Genomic DNA, 22,137 nt, shown 5'->3' with positions numbered 1-22,137 from the left:
CATCCTTTCTTATTTGAATAGAATCATATAAACAATTTGGAAAATTAACATGAAAAGTGCAATCGGCAATTGATTTTTAATGACGCCGTACTTATCTTTCATTTCCAACATGGCTACAGGTACGATATTAAAGTTCGCAGCCATCGGTGTTAACAGTGTACCACAAAAACCACATGTTAAGGCAACCATCCCAACTAATGCGGGATCTGCACCTAAAGAAAAGACAAACGGCACACCAATTCCGACTGTCATCACGGTTATTGCTGCAAAGGCATTGCCCATGATAGCCGTAAAAATAACCATTCCCACAGCATAAATAATAATCCCTACATTGACATTTCCTGCTGGTACTACGGCACTAACCCCTTTTGAAATAATCTCACCAACACCAGCGCTAGTAAAAACAGCACCTAAACAAGCTAATAGCATTGGCAACGTACTAAGCGGACCGACTGTCTCTAACATTTCCGCCGCATCATCAAAAAATACTTTCGGCGTATTATTTTTAGAAAAGAACATCATGATGAAAATCGCTACAAAGACACCAACACCGACACCGACTAAAGCCCCTAAAGTAGTCAATGTGGCAAAAAGAATTGCAAAAACCCCGATACTTAGTGCGGGAATAAAAATCTTCATTCCTAATTTTTGAGACATTTTTTCCATGTATTCTTTCGAAGGTAAGCGACTTTCTCCTTTTGTCACTTTTTGAAGAATTGCCGGAATTGTCATCACAAAAATAAGTACGCCACAGGCAACTGGTGGAATAAACCGACCAAAACCGATTAAGATCCCTAAAATCCCCCAGAATAAACTAGTCCCATACGCATGTTGATTGGTTTTATCACGAAAACTACGAAAACTTGTATATAACAAGATAATACCCATAAAAATATAAAGGACTTCCAATAACTTTGCACTCAAATCAATACTTGGATCTGTGAAAAAACTCATTTCAGTCCCTCCTGTCCATAATATTTTTTACGTAATCTTTTTTCTTTTAAAGTAAAGTAAATACTTGCCGAAATTAAGGCAACTAAGGCGACTGGTACTTCCACTAAAGCCAGTTTACCTAATGTCACTTCATAGCCTAAATCTTTCAATGTTGATTGAACAAGTAATGCCCCAGCCCCACCAACAAACAGAACTTGACCAAAGAACCAACAGATATTTTCCATGGCTGAAGCCATCCCTTTTAGTTCTTCTTCATACTCTGGCACCATTGGTAAATTTTTTGATTCAATTGTTCCTAACGCCATTGGCAAAATAATCGGACGCACAAAACCTGCTACCCCACCGAAACTTACGTTAAAAGCGGCGAAGATAATCCGAAAGACACCATAAATGTCAATAATCACACCAGCAGATACCTTTTTGAATCGTTTAATCAACGTAGCCGCTGACTCTTTCAAGCCATTTCTCTCTAACGTTCCTGTTGCTAACATAATAATAATAAAGATAGCCATGCCTCGATTATTCACAAAGGTTGTTCCTAGTGTTTCTAGCATTGATGTCAAACCAAGCCCGCCAGTAAAAGCCGTCACTATTAAAGCAACCATCACAATCAAGATAGCATCAAATTTCAATGCGAAGCCGACAATGACGATCAATACGCCTAATAAAGGTAATAAATCCATCAAATCTCTCCTTCTTAAAATAAAATTTCACTTTCCATTATATGCCAATTTTCGCTCATTTGTAAGACTTTTTTAATTTTTAATGTTATTTTTTCTAAAGACACAGTTTCCAACACTTTTTAGAGCTACCACTCGCACTTTTTTCTTTTTTCCGCTAGAATAAAAGAAACAATAACATTGAGGAGGATTTTTATGTTCCAAACTTTTAGAGAAAATTTTCGGCGCCATACCCTATTGCGCGACGCCGTCTTTATCGTTATCGGAAGTGCCATTGTCTTTAATCCCGGTGCTTTCTTCCAGTTCGTCGGTTATTTAATTGCTGGTTATTTGATGCTTTTAGGGTTAATTAATATTTATGATGACTACAAAATAAAAAAACAAACGGGTAGCTGGGGACTTGGTTTCGTAACAGGTTTAATCTTTGTCGTCTTAGCAGTAGCCTTTTTATTTTTTGCACCAGTGATCGTTTCGATTCTGCCGTTTTTATTAGGGATTAGCATTGTTATAAACGGCCTCGTTCAATTGACTTTTGCTTTAAATACTCGTCAAACAGGCGCGCTTATCTACAGTATTCTGGTTTTAATCGCTGGAGCTGTTTTAGTTTTCAACCCCTTCAAAAGTCTCTTAGTTTTGATGCAAGTCTTTGGATTTATCCTGATTTTCATGGGTGTCATTGAAATTATTGGTCATTTTAGAAATAAAGCTTAACGAAAGGAGCAACTTATGGATAAAGAAAGTACCAAGTGGATCCGCTTTTTAGGTGGGAAAAATTTACTTTACACATTAACTATCCTTTGTCTAATTGCTGTAACTATCTTTTTATTCAACACTGTTTCATTTATCTTTAAACCAATTTTTGTTATTTTTAGTGCCGTCTTAGGCCCGGTACTTTTTGGTATTATTCTATTTTATTTGCTTAATCCAATGGTGAAACGCCTTGAGAAAAAAATTCCCCGTGTTTGGGCGATTGCGATTCTCTATGTCTTAATTATTGCATTACTAGTGTTAGCTGGACTGCAACTTTTCCCAATTATCCAAGACCAAACGGAAGAATTAATCAAACAATTCCCAAGTTTTTGGAAAAGCACGCTCCAAACAGTACAAGAATTTATGGCTAAAACACCTTTTGCAAAAGATTTAGAATCTGCTAATGAGTCGATTAATCAGCTCTGGGGCAAACTTGCAAACTCCTTTAAAGACTTTGCAGGGGATTACCTACAAACAGGCGCACAAGGTCTGGGAAGCGTCTTTTCTGCAGTCTCTTCTACTTTCCTAACCTTGTTTACAGGACCTATCATCGCTTTTTTCCTTTTAAAAGACAAAGAAAAGTTTTATCGCTTTGTAAAAGGCATCATTCCCCCAGCTTTTCGTCCTGATTTTGACGAATATAGCCAAATTGCCAACATTCAAATTGGCGATTATCTAAAAGGTCAAGTCATTGCTTCCTTGGTTTTAGGGATTATGTATTGGCCAACTTTTCTATTAATTGGTTTACAATTTGGTAGCATTTTAGCTTTAGCTGCGGGTATTTTATGTATTATTCCTTATATCGGGCCATTTATTGCCTTTATTCCTGGATTGATTATTGCCTTTCAGGATTCCACATTTATGGTAGTTAAATTTGTTATCGTCTGGTTTGCCATCCAATTGATTCATGGTGATTTTGTTATTCCTCGTGTGATGGGCGATAAATTAAAAGTCCATCCGATTACTATTTTACTTGTCTTGTTAGTTATGGGTGAACTGTTTGGTTTAATGGGCGTTATTTTTGGGATTCCAATGTATTGCCTAGTTAAAGTGACAGTCATTTATTTATTCCGCAAATTCAAACAACGCTATAACCGCTTTTATGGTGACAACGGCGAGTATGAACACACGAATTTTACTAAAGATCAATATTTAAAATAATACAATGAAAAAACTGGGACATAAGCCGTTTAGACTTATGTCCCAGTTTTTTACCATACTTCTCTAGCAATTTCTTGAAGTAATTGAACTTTGCGCCATTGTTCTTTCTCCGTCAAACGATTTCCTTCTTCCGTTGAAGCAAAACCACATTGCGGACTAATACTTAAGTTTTCTAAAGGAACAAACTGTTGGGCTTCTTCAATTCGTGCTTTCACTTGTTCAGTCTCTTCTAATTCAGGAAACTTAGAAGTAACTAAACCTAAAACGACTTTGCTGCCATTATTTTGCCAATGTCTTAATGGTGAAAAGTCCCCTGCACGATCTGAGTCATATTCCAAGAAGAAACCATCATAATTCGTAGCAAATAATTCTTTTGCTATCGGTTCATAACCACCTGAAAATAACCAAGACGAAGCATGGTTCCCACGGCAAATGTGTGTGGTTACAGTTAAATCTTCTGGCTTGCCAGCTAAGGCTTCATTAATAATCGTGGTACACACTTGTGTAATTTCTTCTGGCTGTATTCCTTTTGCTCGTAATTCTTCTTGTTTTGTCTGATCCGCTAGAAACGCCCAATTTGTATCATCAAATTGTAAATAGCGGCAACCTCTCTCGTAAAAGGCCGCAATTGCGGCTTTATATGTTTGTGCTAAATCCTTATAAAAAGCACCAATCTCTGGATAAATTGTTTGAATGCGCGAGGTGCCGTCGTTGGATAAAATTTCTTGACGTAAAATCATGGTCGGACTAGGGATCGTTGCTTTGGCTACCGTGCCATCACCAACTTCCACCACCTCTTTTAAAAATGAAAAGTCCTCTAAAAATGGATGTTGCGCAGGAAAAGATATTTTATCCACTACGCAGATATTATAGGCCGGAGCTGCTTTTCCATGAAAGGTTTGGTTATACCCCGTTTCTGGGATATAGCCTGTCACGCCATTTAATCCTTCTAAGAAATCAATATGCCAAAAACCGCGACGAAATTCACCATCTGTGATTCCCCGTAAGCCGCCAGCTTTTTGTTTTGCTACTAATGCTTTGATTTCTTCATCTTCAATAAGACGTAGCTCTGCTTGAGATAAAGCACCTGCTTGGACCTTTTTCCGTGCTTTCTTAATTGTTTCTGGACGTAAAAAACTTCCCACATGATCAACTGTAAAAGGAATCTGACTACTCATTTGCCTCACTCTTTCCTATTTTTATTTATAAAAAAACGCCCTTTTACTAGCCGTAACTAGTAAAAGGGCGATTATTATCGCGGTACCACCTTTTTTCGGAAAGATGACTCTTTCCCTTCAACTGACAATCATAATCAGCGGTCTTGTTAACGAAAGACATTACGTTTTTGCCTACGTTTCGACAAAAATTCCTCCTAGGCCATTTTTCGATACAGACATCTAACTTTTTTCACCAACCAAAGTCTCTCTACCAGCTGTCTTGCATTTACTTTCCTATTCAACGGAAATTATTAGATTATAATTAGAATACCACGTTTAGCAAATTTGTCAACGGAGATGGATGAAATAGTAACGAAAAAAGCAGCTTCTTTCCAGAAGCTGCTTACGTCTATTTTTATCATTGCTGATTAGGCAGAGTGTCCTACAATTGTGCTACCTGAGTAACCAAAACCGACACGTGTAATACCTGGGTTAATTTCCCAATCACGGTGACCGCTACCTGAAGCTGTTACCATGTTTGTTTCATTGTACCACGCCATGATTACTGAGTTACCTGGAGCCCACATAATTGCGATAACTTCATCTCCGCGAGACCAGTGATCATTTGGGATACCACCTGCTTCAACTTGTGCTGCACGAGCAGTTGCAGAAGCTGCTAAACCTGCATCCCATACTACTGGACGTAAACCTAATGATTGACGTAGAACGTTCAATGCATTGATTGTTGGATCAGCAGAAGGTGTTGGTGTTGGTGGTGTTGGTTTCTCTGGTTCTGGTGTAGGTGTTGGTGTTGGTGTAACTGTTCCACCACCAGTTTGGCCACCATTATTTCCATTATCACTTGGTGTTGTAGGTTGTACTGGTTGTTCTGATGAAGAAGAGCCAGTATTTTCTGTTGCACTATTATCTGTACTTGGTGTAGTTGTTTCAGTTGTTTGTTGCGTGCTTGATTCAGTTGCTGAGCTTGAGCTTGCTGGTGCTTGTGCTTCTGTTGTTGATGAAGAGGCAACTGGTGCTTCTGCTTTCACTTCAGCTTTAGCTGGTTTTGCAGCAGCTTGTTTGGCTTTTTCAGCTGCAGCTTTTTGTTCAGCAGCTAAACGTGCTTGCTCTGCTTCAGCAGCTGCTTTTTGTTTTTCTAAGCCAGCTTTAGAACTTTCAGCAGATGATTGTTCTAATGCTAATGAAGCTTTCATTACGTTTAATTCAGATTGTTTAGAAAGTAAATCTTGACGTTTTGTTTCTAATTCAGCTTCTGTTGCTTCAAGTTGTTTCACTTTTTTCTCGTTTTCAGCTTTTTTATCAACAACAGCTTGTTTGTCTTCTTTTTGTTGTTGCATTAAGTCGTTGTTGGCATTTACGATTGTTGAAACAGCTTGAACACGGCTGATTGCGTCTGCAACTGAGTCCGCATCTAAAACTGCATCTAGCATTGTTGTGCTTTGTCCATTAACTTGAACATCGCGTGCTTGATTTTTGATTGCTTCGTTACGTTTTTCAATACGTTGATTCAAGTTTGTAATTTCTTGTTGTAATTGTTCTGATTTTGCTTTTAGGGTTTGCTTTTGTTCACGTAAAGCCATGCTTTCATCAAATACTGAAGATACTTCTGCTTCTAAAGAAGATACTTGTGAAGCTAAATCCCCTTGTTTTGCTTTTAATGATGAAATTTCTTGATTTTTTTCTTCAATTTTTTTATCAACATTGTCCGCCAAAGCGATGCTTGGGGTAGCAATTGCTGATAGCGTTAATGAACATAGTAATACTGATGCAAATAGACGTTTCTTCACTTGTCATTCCTCCGAATTAATTTCTAAAGTTTATTTAAAATATCTTAATCTTTTCTTACGACAAAAACATTCTACCACACCCATATTTCAATTAAGCAATAGAAATGTTACAAAAACATTTCAGATCATTCCTTCTTTCTTCATAATAGGTAAACTTACCTTTTGTAAGGTTTTTACACCTTGTCATGACTGGTTTTCACGTGTTTTCAATTGTTAAACAATTCTTCGATTTTTTTTCATATTTTTTCTTTTTTTATTCAAATTTTGCTTCTTTTTTGTCGATATATGCTTTTTTTCGTAAAATTAATCATTTTTCCTTCTTTTTATCAAACGTTTTTGTTACAAAATTCGTTATATTTTGGTAATGAATCAAGAAAAAGGCCGCTTCGTTGAGCCGCCTTTTATTGCTTTATTTAAAGAATTATTTTAGTTTCTCTGCTTAAGTAAATAGAATCCAGATAAACCTACCAATAAACCACCTAATAGTAAGAATACTCTTTGAAATTTCTGGGTTTCGTTTGTTTTTGGTAAATGTGTGTCATTGGGTGTAGCCTTCGTTATTTTTTTTGCTGTTGTGTTCGTCTCTGCTAAGAAATTATTATCCTTGAGTTCTGAGGTTGATGTGGTAGTTTCTACAACAATTGGTTTTTCAGCACTCGAATTTGTCGTAGCAGTCTCAGAACTTAAAGACTCATTCGTACTTGTATCTGTTGTGCTGGAAACAACTTCTTTACGACGATTGGTAAGGATAAATTCATCCTTTGTCTTTGTCATTATACTGTCAAATTCAGATGGCACGTTCACTTCTTCTATCTGATATATAAAGTCTTCACCCCTGTTATTAAACTTTGGTAATACTACTTCTGCGCCATTAACCGTTACTTGATTAATCAGCTTTTGATAGCCTTCTTTTTTGGTTAGTTGCATGACTTCTGAAGTAGACCAAGCAGCTTCTTCTGTTGTCGCTTTTCGAGTTACTTGATATTGAATTGCTTCTGGAATTTCTTTTTCTGCAATATTTTCCCAGTTCTTAATCAATTTTAATTGTACAGTAGGTGCTTTAATTGCTGGAATCGGAAAATCAACTGCTTCTTCTTCTGGAGTTGGCTGTAACGTAGTACGATCATTACATAAAAACCATGTATCTCCTTTAAAATCATTTGTTTCTGTGTTCAATCTAATCTGATAAGTTAATGTTAAACGTTCGTTCTTTCCTAATGAAATAGTAGAAATATGGAGCACTTGATTTTCTTCTGTAACTACGACATCAGTCAATAAGTCACTAGCCTCTAACCATTCACCCGTTGGTATTTTTCGCCAACCTTTTAGTTGGTAGTTATCTTCTGTGAAATTCCCAGCACCTTGTAAAAGAATATTTTCTCCCATCGGATCGATAATGAGCCCCTCATGGATAGTATTATTGATACTCCCAGCTAATTCTTTCAGCGCAGTGCCCAAGCCAGATAAATTTTCATCAATAATCAAATAATTTTTAGGATCAGAAGCTATATTCCTACTAATATACTCTCCTCTTAACGAAGGATTAGCTGCAATTGAATAATAAGTATCTCCTGATTTTTTTAGAGAAACAATGGTTCCTAACGTATTATCTGTCACTGTTGTACTGTTTGTTTGGATAGCGTTAGCATCAGTAGAAGCACTGTTACTTGTATAGTACTGATTGGATTCTGTTTGAAACTCTTCCATGTAGGACGATGTATGGTAACCGTTGTAATCGATAATTTCACCATTATTGGGATAGATTTGAGCATTTTCTCTAGGTAAAAAACTAGCATTTGCACTCCCATCACCAATATGAACCAACATCTTTTTTGCATTTGGACGACTTTTTTCAGCCAATAAACGTTGCCCTTCTAGCAAGCCTTTTTGCATAAATGTACCTGAATGTGGTTCGGCTGTATTTCTTAAAAAGTCTTCTAAGTCATTCATGTCTGTAGAAAAATCCGCGGTGGAGTAAGTTAGTCGATTATAGGCAACAATACCAATTCGAACATGACCATCTGTTAATGAATCTGAAAGTTCTTCGCCGAATTGTTGCAAACCTTTCAAAGCGTTGTTTAATTTTTCACCTTTCATTGACGAAGAATAGTCAATCACTAGCACTAGATCAATAGGGCTTTCTGTTTGATTTCCTTTTACATCTAAAGTCACATTAAAAAGCCCTTGCTGGCCTGTTACAGCCGCCACACTTTTCTTCAAATAAGCTTCATCTCCATAATTCACATATTTTTCTTCGTCAAATGTCGCTTCAGGGGCATGACCATAATCATAATTGTTTGTGTCTCCCTCACTAATTCCGTTCGTTAAATAATGACCTTGTTCGTCATTTTTATAGTTAAAATTGTATGTTTCTGCGGAAACGTCTATACTAAAAATAGTCATTAGGAAAAAGAACATAAATAAAAATAAGGTTGTTTTTTTCAATTTTTTTAACTCCTTTGTGGTAAGTAATTTCTCATTCAAATGAAATTTGAGCGATATATGTAACTTACTACAGAAATAACTTTTAAGGAGACAAAAAAATGTACTTGTTAAGTACATTTTTTTAAACAATCGAATAAAAAACAAGTTATACTTATTTTAACAAAAAGAATCGAACCAATTGGAGAAGAATAATGGAAATATTAGACACTTTTTTCGGCTCAGAAGTTAAAAAGGAATTGGATTTACTGCGTTTGTTGTACCCTAAAAAAAACTTTATTCGTATTGAAACACTTAGTCAATTGTTACAAATGGATCGACGTTCAATTAATAAATACTACGAATCCTTAATTAGTAAACCTTATGTATTGGCTAATAATTGTTCACATATTTTCTCTGCCGAGCGAGGTAAAGGCTATTGTTTCATGGGATCAAAAAAAGAATATAAAATTTTGACGAAGCAAATTTTGCAAAGTAGTCCGTATTTTACATTGCTCGAAAAACTATTCTTTGAAAGCAATGTTCATTTAACAAAATTTAGTATGGACCAATTCTTATCCGAATCAACTGTTCGGCATAAGGTTGCTGAGTTAGATACCATTTTAAAAACCTTTGATTTTTCGATCCAGAGAACCAAAGGCGAGATTCGTTTAGTTGGTGCTGAACCACGCATTCGTTTTTTCATGATTGCTTTCTATTGGCGCGTTTTTTCTGGTCTCGATTGGCCATTTGCTGACGTTTCGCAAACAAAATGTGAAACCCTTGCGAAAGAACTGATTGCTTTAGGCTATTTTCCAGCTAATCAATTGAATATGAAACTTATTTGTTATATTTTAGCGGTAAATATTATTCGTTATCGAAAGGGATTCCAGACAAATTTCCTATTTTCTGAATCTATTTCTTCTTTATCTGATGAAGATCAAGAAGTACTGCTTCAATTTGTTGATACTCATCATCTACTAAAAGAACATTTAGAAAATCAATTAACGAACGCCTTTCTGTTACCCAAGAGTGAAAGCCAGCTGATTTTTTTATTTCTATTAACAAATACAACAGTACAACTCTCGAACAAACATTTTATAGATTTAATCGAACCTAACCAACCATTTTCAGAGACGAATTCTTTTATTAAAAAGATTCTTCACTCCCTTGAAACAGAAAACCCTCATGCCTTTGAAACGACAAAAAACAGGGGCTTATTCACAAAACAATTAGTGGCTGGTCTTCTTTTCGTAGAGTTATTTGAACAAATGGATTTTACACTTACTGGCTACAATATTAAGAAGTATTTATTACAAAATTTTGCTCATTTATTTGAGCATGCACAAAAGATAGTCGCCGAGCAAGACATCTATGTTTCGAACCCAGCTAAACAAACTGGCTTAGGCCTTCAATTATCGATGGCCTACACGTTAATTACTGCTCCAACAGCTTTCAATCAAACAATTCACATAAAAATAGAAACAGACTTACCTACACCGATTGAAGCGATTATCATTCAACGAATTCGTGAAACGTTTGCAAGTTTCTATCACCTTGCAATTAATCAATTGTCTGAAGAAGATAGGTACGACCTTTATTTAAGCACTACGCCTTTGCTGCAAGTAAAACAAGCTGCACCATTTTTATTAATTAATGCGCAAGTTTCTTTACCTGACTTACTAGCGATTCAAGAACAATTAGATCGGTTGGTAGCAAAGAAATGATTTAATTCTGTTATAAATAGAACTCGAGGAACAAAAAAATAACTAAAACAGGATCAATCAAACACATCTTTACCTTTATCAAAAAAAGCTCAAAATGTTAGTTTTGACAACTAACATTTTGAGCTTTTTATTTTTTTTCTTAACGAATGATTTCGACTTTTTTGTCTGTCTTGACTGTAACACGGCCGTTTTTAATAACATATAACCGTTCTGGAATATCAATAATCGCATGTTCAACCACTTTTGTGTCTAATAAGACTAAATCTGCTTTATTCCCAACTGCGACACCGTATCCTTCTAGTCCCATCGCACGAGCAGGACTTGTTGTTACCATTGGTAGCACTGTTTTTAAGTCATCCGCTCCACCTAGGTGCCCAACAGGAATGGCTAGCATCGCTGTTTGAACAATATCCCCTGTGCCATATGGTGTAAAAGCATTGCGAATATTATTTGTAGCAATACAGACATTCACGCCACCATCGCGTAATTTACGGATTGGCGTAACCGCACGTCGAACATTGTACTGATCACCACGAGCCCCTAAATGTAAATCCGTTGCTGGTAAAGCCATTACGCTAATATTCGCTTCCGCCATTTTTGCAATAATAGGCGCCAATTCTGCTTCAGGTAAGGCGTGCAATGCCGTTAAGTGGCCCACTGAAACACGGCCTTGGTAGCCTTCAGCGATAGTTTTTTCACATAAATATTCAATACTCATATCATCAGCTTCATCGGCAAAATCTTGATGTAAATCTACATCTTTATCATATTTTTTAGCAATTTCAAACACTAAATCAATATGTTCTTTCGCTGGTGCATCATTATAAGGAATACCGCCGACAACGTCTGCGCCCATATCCATTGCTTCATACATCATTTGTTCTGTTCCAGGGGCTTTAAAAATTCCTTCTTGCGGAAATGCGACTACTTGCATGTCAATTAACTCTTTGTATTCTTCTTTCAAACGCATAATTGTTTTGAAGCCAGTAAAACCTTGCGCTGGGTCAAATTCTGCATGCGTTCTTAACGCCGTGGTCCCATGAACGATTAACATTTCTAAAGCACGTTTAGCACGGTCGTAAATGTCTTCTTCGGTAAATGTTGGTTTTAATTCTGCGGTTACTTCAATCGCTTCTTTCAACGTACCTGATTTATTTGGTTTACGATCAGCGATTAATGCCTTGTCCAAATGTAAGTGGCTTTCTACAAAACCTGGGATTAAAACACGACCATCTGCTTCGATGACTTCTTTGGCATCGCCAGTAATAACTGGGGCGATTTCAATGATTTTTCCTTCTTTAATAGCTACATCTTGTAATGCTTCACCGTCTTGAAGACGAACTTGTTTAATTAATAAATCCATGTTTTCCACTCCCTAAATTGTTTTTTATCCAAAGATTAAACCGATAACTAATAATAGTACAGAGGCAATACTTAACCATTTCACGTTTCCTTTAACAACATCCAAAATTGGAATTTGGAAGCCTGAAGATAAAGCTTGCATGGTAATATTCACGAAACTCATTTGACTACCTAAACCAACACCCATTGCTACAAAACCTAATGCTAACGGTGGGAAGTTCAACGATACAGCAACTGGTAGCACTAAAGTTAAAACAGAACCTACGTAGGCCCCAGCTGGAATCCCAATTAAAATCCCTGTTAAAATGGCAACTGGCACGACAATAAAGGCTGGTGCATTTTCAGCAACACCTGCGATTACAGCAAACGTTCCTGTTTGTGCAATAACATTAATAAAGGCTAAGAAAATCCCTACTTGGAATAAACGAGTCAAAATATATGTAGACCCATCTACCATCGCTTCGACAGATTTGTTCATTGAGAAATCTGTACATAAGAAAATTAAAACTAATGTTAAAATCATGTATACAAGTGGCGTAAAGAAGGCAAAACCAATTAAATCATTCACAATTGGTCCAAAAATTACAGCAAACAATAAGAAAATGGCTGGCAAGGTAATTTTAAATAATTCACCATTGCTCTTTTTATCAAATTCATCATCTGCCGACTCTTTAAAGCCAATCTTTCTATGTTTCGTTCCCCAAAAGGCTAAAACAATCGCTAATGCTACGAAGAATAACCAGTAAGGTCGCATGGTTGAAACATATGAACCGACACTGATATCGCCTAATTTTGAAACAATACTTGATTCTAATGAAGCGGGTGAGGTTGTAAATGATACCGCAGCAGCTAAAGACATTGCTGCAATTAATTCAGGAACAACGCCAACTGCAGCAAAGGCCAATGGCGCAATAACCATCGCACTTCCGCCACCAATTCCTGACATATATGTGGCTGCGGCTAATAAGATAACAATAAAAGCTGAAACATACTCGACTTTTCCTTTTGTGCCTCGTTTGGCTAAAGTTAATGCAGCTGAATAACTACCTGCTTTAAAGACCGCCATCGCAACAGCTGAATTAATGATGGGAACGGTAATTCCTAACATCATCGGGATAGCTTCCAACATCTGTTTATTCGCTTCTTCTAGTCCAATGCCGCCAATCAGCATCGCTAAGACGCCACCAATTAAACCAGCAATAATCATATCGACTTTCATAAACAATAGAACCAAAACAACAATCAATGGAATAATCACAACTAATGCCATGATTCCTGTCGGGGCAACTACATCCCCAATCTCATCAGCAAAGGCCGCAACTGGCACAAAAATACTAACTAAAAATGCAAAAATAAGTGCTACTTTTGACGATTTTTTCATTTTACTTTCCTCCAATAGAAAGAAGGCGAGAGCAACGCAGCAGCGAATACCCTCTGCGCTCCTCATTATTTGGCAAAGGCACCTTGCCCGCCATATTTATCGTAATGTACAATCTCACTAACTAAATAATCATAAATACTTTGTGGAATTTCAATGCCTTCTGACATGGCTTTTTGATAGTTTAGCTGACCAATTTCTCCTGGATAGTAAACTTGTTGAAACCCTTCTGCTGTAGGCACACTATGAAGTTCTTCCACCATTTGATTAATATTTTCTTTAAATCGTTCAGAATCTGTAAAGCGGCTTGGATCAATGATTAAAAACATCTGTCCCAGATTCCGTTTCTCCGTTAAATCCGCATACATGGAGCTGACATGTTTGCCAAAAGGTAAGCCTAACAACGAACCAGCTAAGACATCGACCATCATCATTAGTCCATATCCTTTTGGTCCTGAAATCGGCAATAAACCTCGTACTTCATAAGGATCAGTCGTTGGCTGGCCTTTTTCGTCTACTGCCCACGTGTCGGGAATTTCAACATCTCTTGAACGTGCATCTAAAATTTTCCCCCACGCCTGTACTGTCGTAGCCATATCAAACACGACTGGTTCATGACCTGCTCTAGGTGCTGCAAAAGCGATTGGATTTGTTCCAAAATAATTGCTTGTACCACCAAACGGTACCACCATTGGATCAGATTGACACATCGAAAGAGCAACCATGCCTTGTTCCGCTGCTTTTTTAACATAATACGATAACGTCCCGCTATGACTCGTTTGAGAAACGCCAACATATGCTAACCCTGAATCTTTGGCTAGGTCAACTGCAGCAGCTAATGCTTCGTTACAAACAAATTGACCCACGCCATTATCGCCATGAAAAATGGCAGTGGACGGTCCAGTTTTTTCAAATGATAATTCGGGGTCAATCGTGATCCCGCCTTTTGCAATCCGTTCCGCATAATAATCCATACGAACCGCCCCGTGTGAATGAATACCGCTAGCATCTGCAAAAGTTAAATGTCGAGCAACTTCTTCGGCATGTTCAGAATGTAAACCAGCAGCTTCTAATTTTTGCTTCATCAGCTTTTCTAATTTTTCCGGTGTAACGACAACCATTTCTTCCATTGCGCTTGCTCCTTTATCATTAATCTTAAAAAAGGGAAAGAAAACAAGTGATTTTCTTCTTCGTCCTTGCATTTCCTCCCCTTTTTTCACTACTTATTGCTACTGTTAAAGACAGTATAGTCAATTTCATCCACTGATTTTGCAACTAGAATAGCAGAGTAAACATCTGAATTGACATTTAAAATTGTTCGTAACATGCCAACAAACCATTCGACGCCTGCAAAAATTGCAATACTCTCAATGGGTAAACCCATTTGCGGAACAATCACTGCCAGTGAGACTAAGCCCGCACCGGGAACAACTGCGTTTGCTAGTGAGACAAACGTTGCTGTAATTGCTAAGTAAATCATTTTCGTAATATCAAACTCTAGCTGATACATCTGAGCGATAGTCATTACAGTAAAAGCCATATGCATCGCTGAACCGTTACTGTTTAACGACATACCTAACGGCAACACTAAGTTAGTAATTCGCTTACTTAAACCTAATTTTGTTTCTGTTTCTTCCAAAGCTACTGGTAAAGTAATTGCTGAAGAAGTTGTCGCCAAGGCCATCACAGACATATTTTTCATGTTTGTAATTAAACGTAGTGGACTTACTTTACAGTACAATGTGATAACCAAAATCCAGATGCCCAAAAATAAAATAGTTCCTAATCCATAGACCAATAGATACTTCACTAACGGTAAAATAATTTGAAGGCCTAAGTGACTAATTGTTGAAGCAATTAAAGCAAAAATCCCCAGAGGTGCTAGATACATGACGTATCGAATGACTGTAATGATAACTTCATTAAAGTCCACAATTATTTGGAAGAGTTGTGTCTCTGGATGGCTTTGTAAGTATTTATTCAGTGCTAAACCAAAAAATAATGCAAAGACAATAATTTGAATAATCGATCCTTGAGTCAGTGAATCAAAAATATTTTTCGGAACGAAATTTAAAATCGTATCAGTGATTGAGATTTCTTGCGCTTTAATAGAAGCATCTTGGAAGCCAGTCATTTTAACACCGTATCCTGGATTAAAAATGACTGCCATTAGGACGCCCCATAAAGCGGCAGCTAAGGAGGAAATCCCGAAAACAGCGATTGTTCTACCCCCAAGGCTCGTTAATTCTTTTGGATTAATACTGCCAACTGCTTGGACAATTTGCCCTAAGATCAAGATAGGAATAGCCATTTGCATCAGTCGCAAAAAGACATCTCCAACTATTTTCAAGTAATTGCCGCTAGCAGGAATCAAGAGTCCTACGAGGATTCCTACGACAACAGCAATTGCAATTTGGGTGATCATGGACGGTTTTTTCATGGTAAACTACCCCTTTTGACTGATCACAGTTCCTGCTTCTTTATCGATGTTTTCTAAGTTTTCGATAGAAGTAATGATTGCTTTCCGTTTGTCATCACCTTTTACGAAGTCTAAGGCAGCTTCGATTTTTGGTAGCATACTACCAGCAGCAAAGTGACCTTCTTTAATGTATTCTTCTGCTTCGGCTACACTGATTTGTTCTAATGCTTTTTGATCTGGTTGATTGTAATTAATGTAGATGTTATCAACGCCTGTCAAAATAATCAAACGGTCTGCATCAACGTTTTCAGCTAAAACACGTGCAGAGAAATCTTTGTCGTTAACCGCTTCCACACCTACGTATTGTCCGTCTTCTGCTACGACCGGAATGCCCCCGCCACCAGAACAGATAGTTAAAACGTCCGCCTCTACTAAAGCACGAACCGCCTCTTTTTCAACAATTTCTTTAGGCATTGGTGATGGAACAACTTTTCGGTAGCCACGGCCAGCATCTTCCACATACGTAGAGCCATCTTTGGCTGCTTCCGCGTCAGCTTCTTCTTTTGTATAGAATGGACCAATTGGTTTTGATGGTTTTTTAAACGAAGGATCTTCTTTGTCCACACGCACTTGTGTAACTACAGAGATAACTGGTTTAGCAATGTTACGTTTTTCAAACTCATTAGTTAAAGCATTTTGTAACCAGTAACCGATGCTTCCTTGTGTCATCGCAACACAAGTATCCAATTTCAACGCTGGATTTTTTTCACTTTCGCCTGCTTTTTGTTGTAAAAGCAAATTCCCTACTTGTGGTCCGTTTCCGTGACAGACAATGACTTGTTCCCCTTTAGCAACAAATTCTGCAATATATTTGGCCGCGTGATTAACGACGGCTTTTTGGCCTTCATCTGTTGGATCCGTATCTAAAATAGCATTACCACCTAGGGCAATTACGTTTAAACTCATTGATTGATTCGCTCCTTTTTAGTAAAGCAAAGACAAAATCTTTTCAGTATCGACGGATAAGAAATAATTTGTTTACGAAATGAAAGATTTTGTCTTGCTCATTTTGATTGTTTCAGTCATTATCGAAGGGATAATTAACCTAATTTCGGTTTACTCTCATCTTTAGCTAAGAAAGCAAAAGCTAGTAAACCAATAACTAATAGTACACAAGAAAGATAGAAGCCAACTTGCATTGAGCCTGCTGTATCTGCTAAATATCCTGTGACATACGGTGCTAGGATTGACCCTGACATCCCGATAAAATTATAGGCACTTAACGTTGTTCCTAAGGCCGCTTTTGGTGCATGTTTGGTAACAAAAGTCACCATAATTGGATCTAACGCTAATTTCCCTGTTAACCCATAAAGAATTAAAACAGAAATTAACAATGTCCGATTTGTTACAAAAGCAATCGCAAAGACAGATAGGATTGCTAAAGGTACTAATGTAAAGACTAATTTTTTCGTCGCACCTGTTTTATCATTCAAACGAGCGAAGATTAAGGCTCCTGGAATAGAGGCCCATGGTACAAGTGATGAAATGAAACCAACGCTCGCTCCTGTAAAGCCACGTTCAGCAATTAAAAATTGTGGCAACCAAGTAATAATGACAAAGTTTGCATAAATACTTGTGAAACATAAAATAAATGCGGCTAATAAATTACGATTTGAGAAAATTTCTTTTAATGAGATCTTTTCTTGTGGTCCTTCTTCAGCAGCTGCTCGTGCAGCTTCTTCACCAGGACGAATCACTTTTTCTTTCAAAATTGTATAGAAAAGAATTCCTACGATAAACGTTGGAATCGCCATGATAAAGAATGGTTTGCTCCAATGTTCACCATTTTCTAAAACCAACTTACTTGAAAGTAAGTACCCACCTGATGTACCGAAGGCCATCCCACTATTGATGATGGCATTACCGATGGTCCGTTTACTTGCTGGAATCGCTTCTGTCGATAGCGCATATTGTGGGCCATAGTAAGCTCCTTGACCAATACCAGCAATTGCACGAATGACTAAAAACATAACAAAGGTTGTCGCCAATCCACTAAAATAAGTAGAAATAGCAAGAACGATAAACCCAACAGCAATGACTAATTTCCGCCCAATTTTATCGCCAATCATCCCAAAAGGAATCTGTGCAACAGCATAGGTTAGAAAGAAGATACTATTGGCTAAACCAAGTTGTGTGTTACTTAGACCAAATTGTTCTCCAATGACCCCCATCACTGGATTAAAAATAGTTCGTGTTGCGTACATTAAAATCCAGCCTACGAAGAAAATGGCTACGACTTTAATCCAGTAACTATTGCTCACTTGCACTGCTTGATTTTTTTTACTATTCTCCATGTCTTCTCCTCACTTCTCATCTAACTCTACAGATTGTAAAGCTAGCAACATTCCAAATGACATATCTTTACCAGAGGAATGTCCGATTTGTATAATTCTGTCAATATTTTCGTCAACTCTATTATCCCGATGGTTCTCCAAATCCAAGAGTAACTGATACAACAATGAATTTACATATCCTTTAGCCGAGCTTGCAATATAGCCTTTACTAACATCTGTTGTGGATAAATTTGCTGCCGAAAGAGTAGCGGCTAACGCCGCAGCTCTTTCATCAGCAAGTATGAACAGAATTGTTTGATACGCCACTAAAATGTCATCACCACTCGGGGTTAACCCTTTGCCCCGACCAATCAGATAATTCGTTACTTCTTGCCATTCCGATAGTGTCCAAACTTTTTGTTTTTGTCTCATTTTTTTGAAAATATGCTTCGCTCGTTCGTCTAAAGGCAGGCCAATTCTACGTTCTAAGTTTCTCGCTAATAAGCGGTCTCGCAACAAGCGTAATTGGTCTTTTTCTAACTTGAAATGAGTAATGTTTAAAGAAACGACCTCGGCAGGTGTGAGTTGGATCGTTTTCACGCCGACTGTACTGTAAAAGGTCAACTGATTTTCTGTGATTTTGACTTTATTACCTTGTTGTACATACGGAAAGATTTCTTGAAACAATTGATCTGGCAAAAACATACCAAAGCTTGATAAATAATTATGGAAGTTTGCAACATTGATTAATTGATCCTGGACTTTCAGATTAAATGAACGTTCAAAAACACTGTGAATGGTTCCCATCTTGCCATATTGGTGGATAGGAAAAATGTAGTCACTAATGACTAGTTGGTTATTCAACCGTAATGCCTAGTTTCTCAGCATACGCTTCTAGGGCTTTTTCAAAACAGCCTAGAGGTGCTCTAACTGTCCCTGCACCAATTTGACCAACACCGGCATTTTTATGTGCAATCCCTGTATTGATGATTGGTGTAATTCCTAATTCCACCACTTTACGGATATCAATTCCTAAACAAGTTCCTTGGAAATCCCAAGTTGGAATTGAGAATGTTGGGTTGTGTCCTTCACAGATTTTTGCCATTTCATTTGAGGTTGCTAACGCATCTTCAAAGCCACCTGCACCAACAAACCGTGTTACGCCAGGTGCAGCTACCATAGCCATTGCTCCAACGCCTACTGTTTCAGTAATTGCACTATCCCCGACATCAGGATTTCCGTCTTCTTCGCTGAAACCAGTGAAGTAAAGACCTTTTGGTGTATTTACTGGTGCGGTATGCCATTGATCGCCTGTTTCTGCAATCCGGACCCCAAAGTTCACGCCGTTACGAGTCATCGTTGTGACAATCGTTCCGTTGGTATCTTTACGGGCACCATCAACAATTGCTTTTCCAGTTGCCATCATGACATTTAAGAAGAATTGATCTGTGTCAGCTAAGAATTTGATTACTTCGTATTTTTGATCTTCTGGAATATCTGTTTTGATAATTAATGGAGACAATTCTTTTAAGAAGTTCAACGATGCGGCAATATTTCTTTGGTGGAACTCGTCACCCATTGTAATAGAGCGCGCAATCAATACGTTTAAGTTCAAGCCTTCTTCAGAAAGTTTCAAGGCTTTCGCAATCGTTGGTCCTAAAACATCTTTAATCCAATCTAAACGATCAACTACTTCTTGTGAATAAGCACCAAAACGCAATACTTTACCGATACCTTCATTCAAGATACAGTATGCTTCGTTACCTTCTAAACGATTTTCTACAACAAAGACTGGCATATTACCAGAAGTAATACCGCCCATTGGTCCTACTGCTTTTACATGGTGACAAGGAATGAAACGTACTTCGCCAGCTTCAAAAATCTTCAAAGCATCTTCTTCATTGTCTGCCCAACGTTCGAATAATGCAGCTCCGATACAAGCACCTTTCATTGGTCCAGTCATTTCAGACCATTGGATTGGTGGTCCAGCATGAAGTAATGTTTTTTGTGCATCATCATTTAATTCTGGAATCACTGATTTCGCAGGTACCACATCTACTAAGAATGGTTGTGCATTTTTAATTTTATCTGTTACTTTGTGATTTTCAGCTTCGATTTGTTCACTGTAATCTTCCAAAGCATCCAAAATTTTAATCATTTTCTTATTGCCGTTGGCACGCGGACGCCAGTTAAATTGAACAGTTTCGCCACCGTAATCAACGATTGATTCTGTAAAGCTTTGCAACCCAACGTTAATAATTCTTGGTTTGGTTGTTAATAGTTCCATTACTTTTTCGCCTGGTTTTGGTACATCGACAGTTGGTCCGTTGTAAGCAACCACTTCTTTATCGTCTTCTGAAATTTCGATTCCTTTTAGTAATAAAGCTAATTGAACAGCTTTAGCATTGCTTTCTGCAACTAAAACGCCGCCTTCTTTCAAACGATCAACCGACGATTGGTAATTTTGCGGATCTTTCGTCGTCCCACAAACAGTTGCAACAAAGTAAAGATCACGTCCTGCTTCTTTGGCTGTGGCACGCGCTTCTTCAATTGCTGGTAACAATGCACCAACCATGTCTTCATGAGCACCATAGCCTAACACCACATCGAATAAGATAATCCCCGTTTTTTCATCTTGTGCGTATTCACGAATTTTTTCGATACGAACATCTGGGTCAATCATTGGGTGCGGACGACCTTGTGTATACATATCATCGCCTAAGTCAATGACTTCATAACCGTGAGATTTCAAGACATAACCTTCTGCTTTCACTAAACCGCCAAGGTCTAAAGCTTCAGAAATTAACATACCCGCTTCAGAAGCTAATGTACCACCTGAATATAAGCCTTTTACAACTTTATCTTCTGGTAATGTTGGTACAGCTGGTTTTGCTAATGCTTCAAAGTAATTTTTCTTCACGGCCACATCATTTGCTAAATCAACAGCAATTTTAGCTGTTTCTTCTAATGTATGAGCTAGATAAACTTTGCCTTCGTGACTTGTTGGTTTTTCTCCTAAGAAAATCGCAACGACTGGTTTTGAAATGCTTTGTAATAATTCAACCACTTCATCACGAACTTCTTTTGCAGGTGGTTTAGAAATAACTGTAATCACATCGGTTGGTTCGTGATTTTCTAAAGCCACAATAGCATCTTTCACTGTGATAGCGCCTACTTTGTCGCTTAGGTCACGACCACCAGTACCAATGGCGTGAACAACTCCGCCACCTAAGCGGTCAATAATCGTTGTAACTTCTTGAATCCCTGTTCCTGAAGCACCAACAACGCCAATGTTTCCTGGAGAAACAACATTTGTAAAGGCGATTGGAATACTTGAGATAATACCAGTTCCACAGTCAGGGCCCATCATTAGTAAGCCTTTTTCATGCGCTAATTTTTTCAAACGTACTTCATCTTCAATTGACACATTATCCGTGAAAGAGAACACGTGTAAATCATTTTTTAAGGCACGTTCCATTTCTGGCGCACCATATTCACCAGGAATACTGAATAGCGCTACATTCGCCTCTGGTAAAAGATCAAACGCTTCTGACCAAGAAGTCGCTGCTTGTGCTTCTTCACTAGTTCCCTTTGCTGATAAATCATCTAAGAATTCATCAATCGCTGGCATAACTTCTTCCATGATGTTTTCTTTTTCACTGTCAACCACAATCATCATGTCGTTTGCAGATGCACTATTGGCCTCATCCGTTAACAAGTTCGTGTTGTTAAGGATGTCTTTGTTGGCATCTGTTCCCATCATGATTTGACTCATGGTTACACCATCTAATGCATTGATTTTATTGGTCAATAACATTAAGTTGATGGAGTCTTGGTAATTGTTTTTCAAAATTACTGTGTGTAACATTGTTCATCCTCCTATCTATTCCTTACAATGCTATTGTATCGAAACGAGAAAGTGTTTTCATCGGACATAATTCTAAAAAAATGGTATAATTTTTATCCATAAGAGGAAAAAAGGAGAAA

General features: G+C 37.7%; 17 protein-coding genes and 1 other annotated feature. Of the genes, 4 read left to right on the top strand and 13 right to left on the bottom strand.

The window, feature by feature from the left end; genetic code table 11:
- Positions 1–9: 9 nt before the first annotated feature.
- Both IGJ41_RS01785 and IGJ41_RS01780 read right to left on the bottom strand, forming a co-directional pair.
- Positions 10–954 carry a DUF979 domain-containing protein gene (locus IGJ41_RS01785; RefSeq protein WP_002355267.1) on the bottom strand — a complete coding sequence of 315 codons (945 nt, stop codon included), beginning with the start codon at positions 952–954 and terminating at the stop codon, positions 10–12.
- Positions 951–1,637, bottom strand: coding sequence for a DUF969 domain-containing protein (locus tag IGJ41_RS01780; protein WP_002355265.1), 687 nt, complete (start codon positions 1,635–1,637; stop codon positions 951–953). The genes IGJ41_RS01785 and IGJ41_RS01780 overlap by 4 nt, the downstream gene beginning before the upstream one ends.
- A gap of 192 nt (positions 1,638–1,829) precedes the next feature.
- On the opposite strand from IGJ41_RS01780, the gene IGJ41_RS01775 reads away from it, so the two are divergent.
- Both IGJ41_RS01775 and IGJ41_RS01770 read left to right on the top strand, forming a co-directional pair.
- On the top strand, positions 1,830–2,345 hold the full coding sequence (locus IGJ41_RS01775; RefSeq protein ID WP_002381189.1) for an HdeD family acid-resistance protein: 516 nt from the start codon (positions 1,830–1,832) through the stop codon (positions 2,343–2,345).
- 15 nt (positions 2,346–2,360) lie between these two features.
- Positions 2,361–3,545, top strand: coding sequence for an AI-2E family transporter (locus IGJ41_RS01770; RefSeq protein WP_010817008.1), 1,185 nt, complete (start codon positions 2,361–2,363; stop codon positions 3,543–3,545).
- Between the two features lie 50 nt (positions 3,546–3,595).
- On the opposite strand, the gene IGJ41_RS01765 is transcribed toward IGJ41_RS01770, so the two are convergent.
- Entirely contained in the window at positions 3,596–4,723 is a 1,128-nt protein-coding gene (locus IGJ41_RS01765; RefSeq protein WP_438713765.1) for a 5-methyltetrahydropteroyltriglutamate--homocysteine S-methyltransferase, read from the bottom strand.
- A gap of 60 nt (positions 4,724–4,783) precedes the next feature.
- Positions 4,784–5,013 (bottom strand) — a binding site (T-box leader).
- A gap of 117 nt (positions 5,014–5,130) precedes the next feature.
- Complete coding sequence (locus IGJ41_RS01760) at positions 5,131–6,510, bottom strand: PcsB-like coiled-coil domain-containing protein (protein WP_104855599.1); 1,380 nt, start codon at positions 6,508–6,510, stop codon at positions 5,131–5,133.
- A gap of 185 nt (positions 6,511–6,695) precedes the next feature.
- Here IGJ41_RS01760 and IGJ41_RS01755 point away from each other — a divergent pair, with 185 nt between their 5' ends.
- The gene (locus tag IGJ41_RS01755) at positions 6,696–6,875 is read left to right on the top strand and encodes a hypothetical protein (protein WP_033591568.1); all 180 of its coding nucleotides are present in this window, start codon (positions 6,696–6,698) and stop codon (positions 6,873–6,875) included.
- A gap of 61 nt (positions 6,876–6,936) precedes the next feature.
- On the opposite strand, the gene IGJ41_RS01750 is transcribed toward IGJ41_RS01755, so the two are convergent.
- On the bottom strand, positions 6,937–9,072 hold the full coding sequence (locus IGJ41_RS01750) for a vWA domain-containing protein (RefSeq protein ID WP_438713762.1): 2,136 nt from the start codon (positions 9,070–9,072) through the stop codon (positions 6,937–6,939).
- A gap of 74 nt (positions 9,073–9,146) precedes the next feature.
- Here IGJ41_RS01750 and IGJ41_RS01745 point away from each other — a divergent pair, with 74 nt between their 5' ends.
- On the top strand, positions 9,147–10,658 hold the full coding sequence (locus tag IGJ41_RS01745) for a helix-turn-helix domain-containing protein (RefSeq protein WP_438713760.1): 1,512 nt from the start codon (positions 9,147–9,149) through the stop codon (positions 10,656–10,658).
- A 139-nt stretch (positions 10,659–10,797) separates the two neighbouring features.
- Here IGJ41_RS01745 and IGJ41_RS01740 read toward each other — a convergent pair whose 3' ends face one another.
- The 8 genes from IGJ41_RS01740 to fdrA form a co-directional block, all read right to left on the bottom strand.
- Complete coding sequence (locus IGJ41_RS01740) at positions 10,798–12,021, bottom strand: amidohydrolase family protein (protein WP_002389547.1); 1,224 nt, start codon at positions 12,019–12,021, stop codon at positions 10,798–10,800.
- A gap of 24 nt (positions 12,022–12,045) precedes the next feature.
- Positions 12,046–13,467 (bottom strand): hypothetical protein, encoded by a 1,422-nt coding sequence (locus tag IGJ41_RS01735; RefSeq protein WP_002408676.1) that lies wholly within the window; start codon positions 13,465–13,467, stop codon positions 12,046–12,048.
- Positions 13,467–14,528 (bottom strand): ureidoglycolate dehydrogenase, encoded by a 1,062-nt coding sequence (gene allD / locus IGJ41_RS01730; RefSeq protein WP_010710125.1) that lies wholly within the window; start codon positions 14,526–14,528, stop codon positions 13,467–13,469. The genes IGJ41_RS01735 and allD overlap by 1 nt, the downstream gene beginning before the upstream one ends.
- 89 nt (positions 14,529–14,617) lie before the next feature.
- Positions 14,618–15,838, bottom strand: a complete 1,221-nt coding sequence (locus tag IGJ41_RS01725; protein ID WP_002361159.1) for a dicarboxylate/amino acid:cation symporter — start codon at positions 15,836–15,838, stop codon at positions 14,618–14,620.
- Positions 15,839–15,844: 6 nt separating this feature from the next.
- Positions 15,845–16,783: a carbamate kinase gene (gene arcC / locus IGJ41_RS01720; protein ID WP_002355252.1), complete on the bottom strand. Its 939-nt coding sequence runs from the start codon at positions 16,781–16,783 to the stop codon at positions 15,845–15,847.
- Between the two features lie 134 nt (positions 16,784–16,917).
- A complete protein-coding gene (locus IGJ41_RS01715; RefSeq protein ID WP_002355251.1) occupies positions 16,918–18,171 on the bottom strand; it encodes an MFS transporter in 1,254 nt (417 codons plus the stop codon).
- A 9-nt stretch (positions 18,172–18,180) separates the two neighbouring features.
- A complete protein-coding gene (locus IGJ41_RS01710; protein WP_131750442.1) occupies positions 18,181–19,014 on the bottom strand; it encodes a DUF2877 domain-containing protein in 834 nt (277 codons plus the stop codon).
- On the bottom strand, positions 19,007–22,018 hold the full coding sequence (gene fdrA / locus IGJ41_RS01705) for a DUF1116 domain-containing protein (protein ID WP_002355249.1): 3,012 nt from the start codon (positions 22,016–22,018) through the stop codon (positions 19,007–19,009). Before fdrA ends, IGJ41_RS01710 begins: the two co-directional genes overlap by 8 nt.
- Positions 22,019–22,137 lie beyond the last annotated feature (119 nt).

Origin of the sequence: Enterococcus sp. DIV1537a, assembly GCF_051712085.1 — a bacterium.
Classification (GTDB): domain Bacteria; phylum Bacillota; class Bacilli; order Lactobacillales; family Enterococcaceae; genus Enterococcus; species Enterococcus faecalis.
The sequence above is the reverse complement of the archived record's forward strand: the minus strand, read 5'-3'. Positions and strand labels throughout refer to the sequence as shown.

Bases quoted from the DNA above. Each gene is read 5' to 3' on its own strand.
- arcC (WP_002355252.1), bottom strand. From the start codon at position 16,783: ATGAGTTTAAACGTAATTGCCCTAGGTGGTAATGCTATTTTAGATACG.
- allD (WP_010710125.1), bottom strand. From the start codon at position 14,528: ATGGAAGAAATGGTTGTCGTTACACCGGAAAAATTAGAAAAGCTGATG.
- IGJ41_RS01750 (WP_438713762.1), bottom strand. From the start codon at position 9,072: ATGTACTTAACAAGTACATTTTTTTGTCTCCTTAAAAGTTATTTCTGT.
- IGJ41_RS01715 (WP_002355251.1), bottom strand. From the start codon at position 18,171: ATGGAGAATAGTAAAAAAAATCAAGCAGTGCAAGTGAGCAATAGTTAC.
- IGJ41_RS01755 (WP_033591568.1), top strand. From the start codon at position 6,696: ATGACTGGTTTTCACGTGTTTTCAATTGTTAAACAATTCTTCGATTTT.
- IGJ41_RS01740 (WP_002389547.1), bottom strand. From the start codon at position 12,021: ATGGATTTATTAATTAAACAAGTTCGTCTTCAAGACGGTGAAGCATTA.
- IGJ41_RS01745 (WP_438713760.1), top strand. From the start codon at position 9,147: ATGGAAATATTAGACACTTTTTTCGGCTCAGAAGTTAAAAAGGAATTG.
- IGJ41_RS01775 (WP_002381189.1), top strand. From the start codon at position 1,830: ATGTTCCAAACTTTTAGAGAAAATTTTCGGCGCCATACCCTATTGCGC.
- IGJ41_RS01770 (WP_010817008.1), top strand. From the start codon at position 2,361: ATGGATAAAGAAAGTACCAAGTGGATCCGCTTTTTAGGTGGGAAAAAT.
- IGJ41_RS01735 (WP_002408676.1), bottom strand. From the start codon at position 13,467: ATGAGGAGCGCAGAGGGTATTCGCTGCTGCGTTGCTCTCGCCTTCTTT.
- IGJ41_RS01780 (WP_002355265.1), bottom strand. From the start codon at position 1,637: ATGGATTTATTACCTTTATTAGGCGTATTGATCGTCATTGTCGGCTTC.
- IGJ41_RS01725 (WP_002361159.1), bottom strand. From the start codon at position 15,838: ATGAAAAAACCGTCCATGATCACCCAAATTGCAATTGCTGTTGTCGTA.
- IGJ41_RS01765 (WP_438713765.1), bottom strand. From the start codon at position 4,723: ATGAGTAGTCAGATTCCTTTTACAGTTGATCATGTGGGAAGTTTTTTA.
- IGJ41_RS01785 (WP_002355267.1), bottom strand. From the start codon at position 954: ATGAGTTTTTTCACAGATCCAAGTATTGATTTGAGTGCAAAGTTATTG.
- fdrA (WP_002355249.1), bottom strand. From the start codon at position 22,018: ATGTTACACACAGTAATTTTGAAAAACAATTACCAAGACTCCATCAAC.